The sequence below is a fragment of the Brevibacterium sp. CT2-23B genome (assembly GCF_013168765.1).
Classification (GTDB): Bacteria; Actinomycetota; Actinomycetes; order Actinomycetales; family Brevibacteriaceae; genus Brevibacterium; species Brevibacterium sediminis.
Genome location: NZ_JABBYK010000004.1, coordinates 360072 through 373536 on the forward strand (window position 1 = coordinate 360072; position 13465 = coordinate 373536).

A 13465-nucleotide genomic window follows, 5' to 3' on the forward strand; every position below is an offset into this window, starting at 1 on the left:
TCCTTTGCGGTGTCAGATCGAGAAACGGTTCCAGTCAAGACTGACCTCAGCTTCGCCCAGAGCCGAGAGACTGAGTGAATAGGAAACGTCAGCGACTGCGGCTGATGCGGCTGTACCCAGCTTGCTAGCCGATATCACCGGTGATTCTGAGGTGATCGGCCAGTACCGCCACGACTGCAGTTCGAAAGTCGTTTCAATGGCAGCAGCCGAGCTCATTCCTCGGACATAGCCTCTAGCTTCGAGTTTCCTGCTCAACACGTCGATGTCGACGCCAAGGTCCAAAAGACGGTTCACGACATCGTCAATCGTTTCTCCAGACCCATGGCGTTGAATTTCGGCTACTGCAAGAATCAGATCTGCTCCGCTAACCACATCAAGTTGTTTCAAGCCATGGACAGTCACCGACTGCCGATTCTGAAAAGACGAGGTTTTGACCTCAGCACGAATGTCAGCACTGATGAAATCATGGACATCATTCTCACTGATCTGCCAGATACCAACCTGCTGAGGACCTCTGTTCACAACAAGCTCTTCCAGAAACAGCAACTCACCGTATAGCCCGGCAGCCGCAACATCGGACAGGCCATTGTCTACGATCTGCAGAAGTCGCCTCCAGGCCGCGATCGAACCCAAGAGCACGTCTAGAGAGTCTCTCTCCCCTAGTTGCGCAACCACGTCTCCAATCAGTGAAAGGAACACATCATTCAGTCGATCATCTCGACAGATGATCTTTGCGGTGGTCAAGTCAACTTCGTCGCCAACAGTCGTCTCAACCCACGAAACTTCCAGCACTTCACTGACCGCGAAAGAGCTGAATCGCTTTCCTTCAATTTCCAAATAGGCCACATGCCGATCGTCACTGTCAGCACCGATCCAGGCTCTAGACCCGACAGCAAGCTCTGGCACGGCCGCGACTCTGGCATCATGCTCACCCAATACCTGGCCGTATTCCAAAGCTTCGGCCAGAACCCCGTCAACTCTCATTGCACGTCATCCCCGCCGAAATCCTTCTCGTCATCTGTCGGCGGTTCTTCCAGAACCTCTTCGTCATCTGTGTAGTTCGGTTGCACAGCTACATAGTCGCCCTTGTCCTTCAAGATATTCATCGTGTCAGAGGGCGCAACCAAGCCGATTCCGAACAGCGGTTCTTCTGATACCAATTCTGGGTTTATAGCAGAAAGAGCATCGATCATCGGCTGTCTGGTCTCACTGCTGTCCGTTGAAGACCGGCTGATTGGATACAGAACAAGAAGACCCCGGCCGCTGGCACCTTCTGGGCTCTTTCGCAGATCCTTTTGAGCGTCGTTCTTCATCTTTTCGGGCTTCGCTCCGAAACTGACAGCCTCGATGTTCAAATCTGCGATGAGATCTCCAGCGCTCATCAGGGCACGAATATCGATCTCGGCATCTGCTCGAGTTGATTTGCCGATGCGAAGGGGGCCACGTTTGACCGTATTTACAGTCACGTCACCAACGCTGAATTTCTCCTGCCCACTGCCGTTGCTCAAGACAACATTCCATGCCGTGTCCGGCAGCTTGTGTTCGGACCAGTCGATCGCGCCCCGAAGCAGGTCAGCATAGCTCTGGTGTACGTTGAAGTTGCGCAAGAACTCAGTAACACGGCTCGCAGATACGTCTTTGTAAAGGACAGAGTTTCCAGTAGATCCAGCAAAACGGTGCCCAGACAACGATTTCAAAAAGTCTCGGACTGGTTCATTCGATTGTTCAAGCTCTCGAAAATTGAATCGAGTCGTCTGAAGCTGGAAACTTTCGAAATCGACTTGCACATTCACTACATGCTTCATCTTGTTCTTCGACGTAATCTCCAAGCGCCCCGGGTGCTGGCGAATCCGAAGTCCGATCTGCCTCGGTGTGCGATGAGCCGCCGTCATCTTGTCGATCTCCGAGCGCAGGTCAGCTTCGATCGTGGCAAGGAACCGGTAGTCCGAGTCCAATCGAGAGCTCACCCAAACCCGCTGTAGATCTTCGTATCCTTGCCGGTACCCAAACCAACGGCCCATTTGCAGGAGAGTGTCATAGGCGTTCGAAGTCCTGCAGAAGAATGACACGAACAATCCCTCAAGAGTCAATCCTCGAGAAAGTGTTCCACCGCCGATTACGATGACCGTTTTGGGCTTGTCTCCCGTGTAGTCCAGACGATCTTCATCATCAGCAGAACCATTGTCGACAGCAACATCCAAAGTACGAAGAACACTGCGAATCTCTGTGCTCACCTCTGGCCAGGCCGGAGCAGGGCTATTGCCTGTATACAGCTCAGCCGCACGATTCATCTCATCGTGGAAGACTTCGTAGAAACTATCAACGTCTCCGTCCAACGCAGCCTTGCGCAAAGGCTGAAGGAACGACTGAATCTCATCGCGCATCGCAAAATGAGGGTCAACCCGGTGAGTCGTATGCACAAGCATTGTTGAGTGCTCAGCAGACTGCCCTCGCAGCCTTCTGACAGCAGCCGCAACTACGAACCACTTAACAGCAACCTCGAGCGAAGACGTTACTCGTGGCTCGAAAGGTGAAGCATTCTTCCCGCTCGCAGGAACAAGGTATTCGATCTCATTGTCGTCAATGTGCCTTATCAGGTCAGAGACTCTGGCTGAACTATCTTGCGAGAGCCCGAACAGCTTTTCGGCGCCAAAGTAGGCCCTAGGCGTCGGAAGTACGCTGACGAAGTCAGCAGGATATAGGTCGGTATCGTCGTTCGGGTCCATAAACACGTTTGCGAAGGGTGTTGCTGTGTACCCTACATAGGTGCCGTTACCGACCAACTGCCAAATTTCCTTCATACGCTGGTTGATGGCAGTCGGTTCGGCTTCCTTTGACGCGGAAGAGTCAGGAGTAGCCTGGTCGGATTCATCATCAATGATGAGTATTGGGGTGTTTGCAAGTGTTGCGGAATCCACTGCTTGAATAAAGTCGACCAGGTTCTTCAATCGCCTGGAGTTCTTCTTGACGACCGCCAAGATGCGTTCTGACTTACTGACAATGCCACTGGCGTTCTTGATATCAGCTCGCCCGATGTCACCATCCAGTGATGTCAGTCGGTGCCAATCTTCTTTGTCGATCTGCGTACCAAGGTCGCGCTCCAACCGTTGCTGAGTCTGCTGACGCAGATTCGAATGAATCCCGGACATGACTATGACGAACTTATAGCCTTCGTCCAACGCCTTTGCGGCTACGGCTGCATAGTTGGCGGTTTTGCCGGATTGCACATTGCCGATCACCAGTCCTCGGCGTTTGTCATTCTTGACCATCGGCTGCGCCAAGTGCGACATCACGGCGTCTGCAGCTTCATCGATTGAATCGACCGCACCACTCAATCCACTGGACCGCATGCGGCCCCGGAGGCCATCCCAAACTCCGCCAGGGTGAACATGAGGTACGTACCAGCCAATGGCACGCGCATCTTCGTACCCGGCGTGTGATGTTGTCTTTTCAGAGAGCTTCGTTGCTTTCTGCGCCGCATCTTGATGCTCACGCACATATGCATCTAGATCAGGTAGAGCCTCGGGTTTGAAGCTCGAAATCAGAGTCCGAACGTCTGAAACAGCATCGTCAAATGAGAGTTTTCTCGCCCTGCGGGCGTCGTCGACCATGCGGCGGACAGTCTCAATATTGGAGCTCATCATTTCCCTTCATTGGCTGATTAGAACTCATCGTAACGGACGGACACGACACAATTAGTCCCCACCTCGCGGTAGTTTGCCACCACTAGTATTGACGCCTGCATCAGCCGGCTTCTTTCACTGTCGAACCTCTGTCCGAGGGATATGTCAGTGCCGGATGACAAGCTGGTCTCAAAACCGAATCGTTGAAGATCGACCGCACCATTCGATACTGACTTCCTCACGCATCGAAGAGGTCTGCAACCCTTCTCGGCTTGCGAGTCACTCGCAGAACGGGCGGTCGTACGCCTACACGAATTGCGGTATCCCTGCAGGCAGCGCTACGCTGCGAGATTGAGTAATCTTGAGTTCACAAGCGCTGCACCGGACCAGAGAAGAGACCAGTGAAACAGACAAATTCCTCCACTACGCATCTCGCGGAGTTGGGATCAGACAGAACCGAGTTGAAGACGTTCAGACTCGGTGAGCTCTTTTCCGGACCGGGAGGACTTGGCTGGGCAGCCAAAGAAGCGAAAAACCCAGGTGCTCAGATCGTTCACCGATGGGCCACTGACTACGATGAAGACACCTGCAGAACATACGCCTCAAATGTCTGCGGGGCCCCTGATGCTCCGTCAGTCATTCATGCCGATATTAGAAAGCTGAACTACCAGAGGCTCCACGACATCGGCGATATCGATGGGCTCGCCTTCGGCTTTCCTTGTAATGACTTTTCAATTGTCGGAGAACAGCTTGGGTTCGCTGGCAAATTCGGTCCTCTTTACACCTATGGCCTAGAAGCCCTTCTCCAATTCAAGCCCGATTGGTTCCTCGCCGAGAACGTCGGCGGGATACGGGCCAAGGGAGGCATGGCACTGAAACAGATCTTGTCTGGCATGGTATCGGTCGGCTACAAGGTCTATCCCCACTATTACAAGTTCGAAGAGTACGGTGTTCCTCAGGCTCGCCACCGCATGATCGTAATCGGCATTCGCGACGATATTGACTTGGAGTTCGGAGTTCCAAGCCCCACGGCATACGCTGACGCCGACGTTTCCGCGAAAACTGCTCTCTCTAACATCCCCTCGTGGGCGACGAACCAGGAACTGACTAGGCAATCAGATCTGGTAGTCGAACGCCTGAGCCATATCCCAGCTGGCGGTAACGCCTGGGTCGCGGATATGCCCGAGCATCTTCAGATCAAGACCCGCACGAAGCTGTCTTCCATATACCGTCGCCTCGACCCCGAAAGGCCTTCATACACTGTGACAGGTTCAGGAGGCGGGGGCACCCATATTTATCATTGGTCTCAGAATCGCGCTCTGACCAACCGTGAGCGTGCGAGATTGCAGACCTTCGACGACAATTTTGAATTCTATGGATCCAAAGAGTCCGTCCGGAAACAGATTGGAATGGCAGTTCCTCCGAAGGGCGCACAAATCATTTTCGAAGCCATTCTCAATACGTTCACTGGCGTTCCGTACGACACCGTGGCTCCTTCGCTGGCACATTTGATACCAACAAACTGAACGTTACCGTTAGTGGCTTTACCATCTGAACGGGGACGGCTCTCATTTACGAAATAGGGTGAATACCCAGGGGGTTCACCATCGGGGTCTGCTAACTAGCCAGATAATTCTTCTATTCTTCGGGTGGAAATACCTTGTCAATAGCACGTCGAAACTCCATTGCGTGCTCCCTGTCAAGCTGGATAGTCTGGCTCACTTTAGGTCTCGATTGGCGGTCTGGCGAACCGAACGTGCTCAGCTGCAACAGCTTTTCGCCACCAGCTATTCTGACTTCCCGAAGCTCAGCTTCGACTTCAGATGGATGAGGATTCCCCAGCGTCGAGTTCCAAAATATCTTACCTATTCGTGCCATTGCTCTGCCTTCGATTGAATCGCGACGATGCCTATCTTCATTACAGCACAGACCAGCGAGACTCGGTCTCCACTGGCGTCTTGGAATATGAGTGGCAGCCGGCGAATTGTTCTCCTGCTCGTGCACCCATGATTTTTTGTTTGGTGCAGTGTCAAATTGCCCAAGAAAGGACAGCAAAACGAACCAGGCACTCTACGGGCCAGACTAGTCACGATTCTCCCGCGTACTTCGCGAGAGCCTCCTAGTGTTCACGGCTGAGGGTGATCATCGTCTGCGAACGAATCTCGGTCCCTATATGTGGGAACGCAGAATTTCGCCCTCATCCGAGCCCGCGACAGGCCTGCGTTGACGGGAGTGGTCCCTGAATGCGCGTTGCGGCGTCGGTTGGATCTACCTCACAGATCGTTGCCAAGCCAGGCATTCGACCACACGGGCTGAGCCTCTCACTCCTCCAGGCATACGATCCCAGCCGAGTCCAACTGATCGCGAACATCCGCATCGAGCCTGAGCTCGGATTCGAGCACCGCAGCGGCGTCCCCGCCCATCGTCGGTGCCGGGACGGCATCGGCCACCAGCGAACCACCGAAAGTCAACGGCACCCGCGGTGCGAGCACCCGCCCAATACCCGGCTGGTCGATTTCAGTGAGCATCGGGTTTTCCGTCGAACACCGCGGATCAGATTTCACCAGTTCCTCAAATGTCTGGAACCCACCGACGAGCACTCCCGCCTCGGCAAGTAGCCTCGTCGCATCCTCGGACCTGTGCTTGGCAAACCACGGGCGCACCACTGCATCGATCGCCTCTCGTGCTTCGAACCGGCCGCCCTCGGTGGTTAGGTCGACGTCGAGCAGTGGCCCGATCATTTCGAGCTTCTCGGCAAGCCCCGTCGCCTTGCCCAGGCCGCGCCAGTGCTTGTTCGAGATGACGACAACCATCACCTGCCGGCCATCCGAGCACTCGAACGACTGACCGTACGCGCCGTACAACCCATTACCTAAAGCACCACGCGTCTTCCCCGTCGCCTGCACCTCCGCGATGTAGCCGAGATTGCCGACGGTCGCGAGCATGACGTCCGAGAGCGCCAAGGTGATCTCCTGGCCCTTGCCCGAAGTACGACGGTCAAGCTCCGCGGCCATGATCCCGTTGGAGATATAGAGCCCCGCAGCGACATCCCATGCCGGCACCGCGTTGTTGACCGGATGCTCGTCGTCACCGGTGATGATCGGGAAACCACTGGCCGCATTCACCGTGTAATCCACTGCCGGGGAACCGTCGTGCCACCCGCCTAGGCGGAGCATGACGAGATCTTCGCGATGCTGCTTGAGATTCTCATAACTCAACCACCCGCGAGCGGGCAGATTCGTGATGAGGGTGCCCGCCTCGGCGATGAGGTCCGTCGCGATCTTCTGCCCTTCCTCGGACTTCAGATCCAGCGTGACCGAACGCTTCCCCTTGTTCAGGGACGCCCAGTAGATGCTCGTGCCGTCATCGCTGATCGGCCACCGGTTCGCATCGATGTTCCCACCGATCGGGTCGATGCGGATGACATCGGCGCCGAGCTGCGCGAGGGTCATCGACCCCAGCGGGGCTGCGACGAATGCAGAGATCTCGATGATCTTGAGGCCGGTCAAGGGTGCGGGGCGGGTATCGGACATAGTGGTGCTCCTCAGTTCTTCGTCGTCACCGTGGCTGCGGTTGCGGTCTTCCCGCCTGGGGCGATGGCCTGCAACTCGTGCACGCCGGATTCGGTCTCTCGCCCGACGAGGTGGATCTGCTCATTCGCGAACAACGGGGACTTCGCCGTGAATCGATATTCGGTCACAGCCGCCTCGGGGTGGGTGGACATTAACGCGTCCAACAGCAGTGTCGCGGTCAACGGACCATGCGTGACGAGGCCGGGGTAGCCCTCGACCTCGGTGACGTACGGGTGGTCGTAGTGGATGCGGTGGGAGTTGAACGTCAGCGCCGAGTAGCGGAACAGCATGACCTCGTTCGGCCTGACCGTACGCGTCCAATCCCAGCCTTCCGCGGCAGGCGAATCCGTCCGAGGGGGCTTGGCCGCCGATCCCTCGGGCGCCGAGGTCGCTTCGCGGTAGACGATCGTGTGCCGGTCCGTCGTGGCAGGCTTCCCGTCGGCGGTGATCTCGTGACGCAGCACGACGAAACACAGCGGACCGGTGCTGCCGATCTTCTCCGTGATCGACTCGATCGTCGTCGTCCGTTCCATCGTCTGCCCGGGCAGAATCGGAGCGTGGAAGATCAGGTCGCTGCCGGCCCACATCCGCCTGGGCAACGGCACTGGCGGCATGAAACCACCAAGCGCCGCGTGCCCGTCAGCTCCGAGGTCGCTCATCGGCACATCGTCTTCGGAGAAGTGCAGCCAGTGCCCGAGCGGGAACAGCGGCGCAGCCGGGTCCCCGTCATGGCCGAGCAGGGTCGCCAGGCGTGCGGCTCGTTCCCCGTCGGCGGTTTCGGTGGCGGTGGCGCTGCGGCCGACCCAGTCCTGGAGGTTCGTCTCACTCATCGCAGTCAAATTCCAATCGGTAGTTCGTGAAAAGCACCCACAACCTGCTAATTACTACGTGACGGCGGCGCAGATACCTGGCGCCAGGTTGCTAGGCCGCCGTCAGGTAGTAATTCAGCGGCCTAAGAGTTCGTCGGAGATGATGCGCATCTGGATCTCCGACGAGCCCTCGAAGATCTTCGTCAGCCGGGCATCTCTCCAGTGGCGTTCGACGGCGAAGTCCTTCGTGTACCCGGCACCACCGTGGATCTGCAGCGCCTCCGAGGTGACCTTCTCGCTCATCTCTCCGGCCAGGTACTTCACCATCGCCGCTTCCTTGTCGCAGCGACGACCCGAATCGATCTCCGTGCACACGTGGTACATCAGTTGCCGGCACGCCTCGATCTGAGCGGCCATGTCCGCGACCTTGAACCGCAGATGCTGGAAATCAGCCAACGGATGGCCGAACTGCTCGCGTTCTTTCAGGTATTTGATCGAGTCCTCGAGCGCCGCCTGCGCCAACCCGATCGACCGCGCAGCCGTGTGCGCACGCCCGACCTCGAGGCCGGACACCGCCTGGTAGAACCCGCGTCCTTCCTCACCGAGCAGAGCATCGGCAGGCAGGACGAAGTTGTCGAACGACAGCTCCCACGTCTTCCACCCGTGATACCCGATCTTCTTCGCCGGCGCCCCGGAGATCCCCTCGGGGAAGGTGCCGCGTTCCTTCTCGACGAGGAACACCGAGATCCCCCGATGCCGCTTCTCCTCCACCGAAGTGCGGGCGAAGAGGACGATGTAGTCGGCCTGATCGGCATACGTACACCACATCTTCGTACCGTTGATGACCCAATCACCATCGGCATTACGTTCGGCCTTGCACCGCAGATTCGCGACATCCGACCCGGCCTCGGCCTCAGACAGGGCGAAGGCACCGAGGTACTCACCACTGGCGACCTTCGGCAGCAGACGGGCCTCCTGCTCAGGAGAGAACCCACCGCCCATGCCGTTGCCGCGAGCCAACAGGCCGGCCACCGACATCCAAGCACGGGAGAGTTCCTCAGCCACGAGGCAGTACTCGAACACACCGAGCCCCAGTCCCCCGTATTCCTCGGGGATGAGGATGCCGAAGAACCCCATCTCCGCCATCTGTTTGACCATCGAATCCGGGAACTGCCGTTCAACAGGGTCGAGCTCGTTGGCGATCGGCAGGACGACATCACGGGCGAACTCGCGGGCGAGCGCCTGGATCTCGAGGCGCTCCTCGGTCATCATGTGCGGAGTGTCCGGACGCGGACGCGGCTTATGAGTCATCTTCTGCCCTTTCTGGGGTCTTCGTGTCTTCTTCGATTCGTATCACTGTCCGACCACTGCCGGCTGAGCCGCCCATTCTCGGAGGACGGCGGTTTTGATCTTCGAGCCGTTCGTTCCCGCGGTCACGGGCATGGTTTCGACCAGACGGACTTCGGTCGGGACTTTGAAGCTGGCGAGCTGCTGTCGGCAGTACTGCCGGATGTCTTCAGGTTCGGGAGTAGTTCCGGGCACTGGCTGTACGAAAGCGACTACTTCGGGCTCGCCGACGTCGCTGCTGCGCCCGACGACCTTGACCAACTCGATGTCCGGATGGGTGATGAGGTGCAGCTCGATCTCTGCGGGATCGACGAGGAACCCCCGCAGACGGATGACGTCACCCATTCGGCAGACGTATTCGAAGGCTTCGGGCCCCTGAGCACGTCCGAGGTCCCCCGTCTGGAACCATCCATCGGCGGTGAAGTTCTTCTTTCCCTCTCCCCGATCACCGAGGTAGTGGTCGACGACGTTGGGACCGCGGAGTTGGACTTCACCTTCCGAGCCTTCGGACACAGGCTGGTCCGTGACCGGATCGGCGATGCGGTATTCGTAGCGAGGGTCGACGAGGCGACCGCCTCCCGAGTACCGCAGCTCTTCCGGGGTGTCGTTCGGCCAGAACGAAGTGAGTGCGAAGACTTCGGAGGATCCGTAGACGCCGACGGTGCGGGTGCCGAACTGTTCGGCCGCCCATTCGGCGATGTCAGCGGACATTCCTTGAAAATCGGCCACGCCTGCCCACCGCCACGATTCGAGTTTCGTGCCCGTGTCTTCGCAGACCTTGCGCACCCGGGAGAGCATGTCGTCGGCTCCGACGAAGTGTGAGCCGGAGAAGGTGCTCCAGGCCCGGACGAGTTCTTGTTCGTCGAAGACCGGGTGAAGGAGGACTGCCGCTCCGCCGAAGAGCGCTCCCATTCCCGCCGAGTATCCGAAGACGCCCGAGTACGGGAGCGGTTCGACGAGGACGTCACCGGTGGTGAAGCCGATTCGAGAGGCGACCTGCTGGGAATGAGTGATGACCGCGGACTCCCGGTGAGCCGCGAGCTTCGGCATCCCCGTGGAGCCGGAAGTCGTGAAGGCAACCGACAGCCGGGATTCTTCGGGTGCGGCCGCGGCGAATGAAGTCGCTGCCTGATCGATGGTTGACGACTCCGCGGGGACGAGCACCGCCCCGGCGCCGAGGTCGTAGTCCGCGATCGTGGGTTCGCTCGTAGCTCCCGGCACCGCCCAGACGAATGCCTTCGGCGGGGTGAACGGCTCCCCCGGTGAACGGTCCTGCTGTGCGGCAGTTTCCTGGTCCACCTCGGCGATGGCCTTCCGTGCGGTAGCGAGGAAGTCGAGGTTGCGGAATCCGTGGGCCACGACGAGCACCTGCGGGCGGGCCTTGGTGAGGACGTGCCCCACCTCGGCGACGTTGTAGCGGGTGTTCACCCCGATCACGTGGGCACCGAGCGCGGAAGCCGCGAACTGCCACGCATAGGTGTCGGACCAGCTTGGCAGCCAGACCGCGATGCAGTCGTTCGGGCCGACACCGTGCTCGGCGAGCAGATCGGCGAACTCGTTGGTGCGGGCCAGCAGATCCGAGACACTGATGCGCACGTGCCCGGACTCGGTACCTTCGCTGGCAGCACCGGTCGGCAGCGGATCGATGAGGGCCGTCCGCTGTGGGTCGGTTTCGGCCCAGGATTTCAGATGACCGAAGAGAGTAGTGGGCGAATTCATGAGCGGGCGGCCTCCAATTCTTCGGTCTTGCGGTCAACGCTGCCGGAATCGGCCCCGCCGGAATCGGGAAGATCGGTATCGGCACCGCGAGTGCCGGCACTCCGCACCCAGGAGTCGACCGCCTCGGCGAAGTCCGGCATCTCCTCCATCGGATAGTGCCCGATTCCCGGCAGGAGAACGAAGGTGCCTCGAGGGATGGACTCGGCGTCACGGCGGATCGCTGCGGTGTCGATCCACAGGTCGTCCTCACCGGCGACGAGGACCGTCGGGCAGGTGACACCGGGCAGGCCCGCGCTGACGTCGTGGCGGCCCCAACCGATGAGATCAGAGTTCGACACGATCGGGTCCTCCCTGCAGTGCATGCGGGCGATGAGCTCTCGCCGCTCTTCGTCGATTGCCGAGCCGACGACGGCTCGCGTCCCCCAGTAGGTTCGATCGCCTCGAGACGGCGTCGAGATGTCGACGAGCTCACGTGTCAGTCCTCGCAGCGAGACATGACCGGGACGGGATCCGGCGGCCATGGCGATGGCCGCGATGATGCGGTCACCGGCGCGCACGGCCAGGTCGATCGTGATCTTGCCGCCGATCGAGCAGCCGACGGCGACGAACCGATCGATCCCGAGCTGGTCGAGCACGTCAAGACCGAATCGTGCGTATTCGCCGAGGTCGGTCACCGGGTCGTTCTTCGCCGGCTCCGTGCGGCCGTGCCCGGGCAGGTCGGGAACGATGACCCGGTAGCCGACGGCAGCGAGGTCCGCCGCCACATGACGGTACTGGGCTCCGGACTGTCCTGCGGTGTGAACAGCGAGCAGCGGCGTCGCGTCGATGTCGCCCCAGTCCTCGACGAAGGCGATGCGGTCGTCGATGATCAGCTGGTGAGCGCGGAGGGTCGTCGCTGCCGGAGCGTTCGTGTAGTTCAGTGTCGTCATCTCAAGCCACCTGCAGATTCGTGTCGAGGACGCGTTCGGAGCCGACATAGCCGGCTGTGACGGCCATGGCTCGAGCGTGGTCGATGATGCGGATCAGTGCGCTGGTCATGCGCAGGTACTCGTACCCGGATCCGGAGGAGCGCATCCTCCCGCTCATCGCGGTCTCCATGAAGCGGTTGCGCTCTGCGGTCACGAGGTCGATGAAGACGTCGCCGGGGATGGAGAGCACGAAGTTAGCGCCGAGGATGGAGCGGGCGACGACCTCGAGCACGTGACCGCGGTAGCAGCGAAAGTGCACTGGGCGACCGCCGATGGCGATGCCGATCGTTCCGTCGTAGGCCTCGATGAGTGTGGAGAACTCGGAGTCCTCACGCAGGCGATCGCGCAATGCGCTGTTCCAACCAGCACTGCCTGGGCAGAGCAGATCGGACACGTCGTCGCTGTTATCGATGGCTTCGGCGAAGGCGAAACGCACCGAGGCGGAATAGGCGGCGTCCCCTTCGAGGTGAGCTGTCACCTCGGTCTGCAGCTCCTGTCCCTTTTGAGGCAGGACGGCCGTCACCACTGCAGACGGGGAGACGAGTTCGCCGTCGTCGGTCTGGGCCTCGCCGTTCGTCTCCAGCTCAGCCGAGACCAGTCGGACCGACTGCCCCAGCTCCTGACCGATCGCCTCGGCAACGGAGTCGGCCAGCGACAGCGGACTTGACGCAGCCAGTGCGTCAGCATCGGCGAGCAGTCTTCGGCCGGGTTTGAGCGGGGTGGTCATAACAGTTCCTTCCGGGTGTGCTTATGAGTGCAGGTGAACTTATGAGTAGATTGGTGCCCATGGAGGACACCCCAGCCAATGCGAACCGGCGGCGAGCAGCGCCGAGATTCATCGACCGTGACACGGTTGTCCACGCTGCTCTCGAGGTGTTCTCCGCCCAGGGTTTCCACGGTGCGTCGACGCGGCAGATCGCGAAGGCGGCGGGCACTTCCTTGTCGAATCTGTACAACTACTTCGGGTCGAAGAGTGAGATCCTCGAGTTCGTGCTCGAAGAGACGGCGCGAACCCTGGCCGATTCGCTCGAGGAAGCGGTCGGCGCAGCGGGAACGGACCCGATGTCGAGGCTCGAGGCCGCGGTGCGTGCCTACGTCGATTTCATCGTGGCCCAGCCCCGCGCCTCGGTGGTGGGCATCACCGAATTCCGCTACCTCGAGGGGGAGAACCGCGCCGAGGTGGTCACCGAAAGAGACAGGACGGAAGCGGTGTTCCGGGCTGCGATCGGTGACGCTGCTGCCGCCGGAGAGTGCGAGGTGCGCAATCTCGGCTCGGCGGTGCGCGGCGTCGTCACCCTCTGCAACTCGATGTCGACGTGGTACCGGCCCGACGGTGAACTCTCGCCCGCCGAACTCGCCGATCTGCAGGTCGACCTCGTCTTCGGTCTGGTCCGTGCCGCCAAGCGGCCTGCCTCTTCCGACTGACA

General features: G+C 59.6%; 10 protein-coding genes. 2 read left to right on the forward strand and 8 right to left on the reverse strand.

Annotated features, from left to right (window positions below):
- Positions 1 to 12: 12 nt before the first annotated feature.
- Both HIM68_RS12580 and HIM68_RS12585 read right to left on the reverse strand, forming a co-directional pair.
- Entirely contained in the window at positions 13 to 984 is a 972-nt protein-coding gene (locus HIM68_RS12580; protein WP_172172657.1) for a PD-(D/E)XK motif protein, read from the reverse strand.
- Positions 981 to 3644: a Z1 domain-containing protein gene (locus HIM68_RS12585; RefSeq protein ID WP_172172659.1), complete on the reverse strand. Its 2664-nt coding sequence runs from the start codon at positions 3642 to 3644 to the stop codon at positions 981 to 983. Before HIM68_RS12585 ends, HIM68_RS12580 begins: the two co-directional genes overlap by 4 nt.
- A 380-nt stretch (positions 3645 to 4024) precedes the next feature.
- On the opposite strand from HIM68_RS12585, the gene HIM68_RS12590 reads away from it, so the two are divergent.
- On the forward strand, positions 4025 to 5149 hold the full coding sequence (locus tag HIM68_RS12590; protein WP_367647528.1) for a DNA cytosine methyltransferase: 1125 nt from the start codon (positions 4025 to 4027) through the stop codon (positions 5147 to 5149).
- A gap of 795 nt (positions 5150 to 5944) precedes the next feature.
- Here the strand turns inward: HIM68_RS12590 and HIM68_RS12595 are convergent.
- The 6 genes from HIM68_RS12595 to HIM68_RS12620 all read right to left on the reverse strand — a co-directional run bounded on the left by HIM68_RS12595 (position 5945) and on the right by HIM68_RS12620 (position 12765).
- Positions 5945 to 7156, reverse strand: coding sequence for a CoA transferase (locus tag HIM68_RS12595; RefSeq protein WP_172172661.1), 1212 nt, complete (start codon positions 7154 to 7156; stop codon positions 5945 to 5947).
- Between the two features lie 11 nt (positions 7157 to 7167).
- Positions 7168 to 8025, reverse strand: coding sequence for a MaoC family dehydratase N-terminal domain-containing protein (locus HIM68_RS12600; protein ID WP_172172663.1), 858 nt, complete (start codon positions 8023 to 8025; stop codon positions 7168 to 7170).
- Between the two features lie 114 nt (positions 8026 to 8139).
- Positions 8140 to 9315 (reverse strand): acyl-CoA dehydrogenase family protein, encoded by a 1176-nt coding sequence (locus tag HIM68_RS12605; protein WP_172172665.1) that lies wholly within the window; start codon positions 9313 to 9315, stop codon positions 8140 to 8142.
- Positions 9316 to 9357: 42 nt separating this feature from the next.
- Complete coding sequence (locus tag HIM68_RS12610) at positions 9358 to 11070, reverse strand: AMP-binding protein (protein ID WP_172172667.1); 1713 nt, start codon at positions 11068 to 11070, stop codon at positions 9358 to 9360.
- Positions 11067 to 11999 carry an alpha/beta fold hydrolase gene (locus HIM68_RS12615; RefSeq protein ID WP_253903933.1) on the reverse strand — a complete coding sequence of 311 codons (933 nt, stop codon included), beginning with the start codon at positions 11997 to 11999 and terminating at the stop codon, positions 11067 to 11069. Before HIM68_RS12615 ends, HIM68_RS12610 begins: the two co-directional genes overlap by 4 nt.
- A 1-nt stretch (position 12000) precedes the next feature.
- Positions 12001 to 12765, reverse strand: coding sequence for a hypothetical protein (locus HIM68_RS12620; protein ID WP_172172671.1), 765 nt, complete (start codon positions 12763 to 12765; stop codon positions 12001 to 12003).
- Between the two features lie 59 nt (positions 12766 to 12824).
- Between HIM68_RS12620 and HIM68_RS12625 the strand changes: the two genes are divergently transcribed.
- On the forward strand, positions 12825 to 13463 hold the full coding sequence (locus tag HIM68_RS12625) for a TetR family transcriptional regulator (protein WP_172172673.1): 639 nt from the start codon (positions 12825 to 12827) through the stop codon (positions 13461 to 13463).
- Positions 13464 to 13465 lie beyond the last annotated feature (2 nt).

Bases quoted from the DNA above. Each gene is read 5' to 3' on its own strand.
- HIM68_RS12600 (WP_172172663.1), bottom strand. From the start codon at position 8,025: ATGAGTGAGACGAACCTCCAGGACTGGGTCGGCCGCAGCGCCACCGCC.
- HIM68_RS12610 (WP_172172667.1), bottom strand. From the start codon at position 11,070: ATGAATTCGCCCACTACTCTCTTCGGTCATCTGAAATCCTGGGCCGAA.
- HIM68_RS12605 (WP_172172665.1), bottom strand. From the start codon at position 9,315: ATGACTCATAAGCCGCGTCCGCGTCCGGACACTCCGCACATGATGACC.
- HIM68_RS12620 (WP_172172671.1), bottom strand. From the start codon at position 12,765: ATGACCACCCCGCTCAAACCCGGCCGAAGACTGCTCGCCGATGCTGAC.
- HIM68_RS12625 (WP_172172673.1), top strand. From the start codon at position 12,825: ATGGAGGACACCCCAGCCAATGCGAACCGGCGGCGAGCAGCGCCGAGA.
- HIM68_RS12580 (WP_172172657.1), bottom strand. From the start codon at position 984: ATGAGAGTTGACGGGGTTCTGGCCGAAGCTTTGGAATACGGCCAGGTA.
- HIM68_RS12595 (WP_172172661.1), bottom strand. From the start codon at position 7,156: ATGTCCGATACCCGCCCCGCACCCTTGACCGGCCTCAAGATCATCGAG.
- HIM68_RS12615 (WP_253903933.1), bottom strand. From the start codon at position 11,999: ATGACGACACTGAACTACACGAACGCTCCGGCAGCGACGACCCTCCGC.
- HIM68_RS12585 (WP_172172659.1), bottom strand. From the start codon at position 3,644: ATGATGAGCTCCAATATTGAGACTGTCCGCCGCATGGTCGACGACGCC.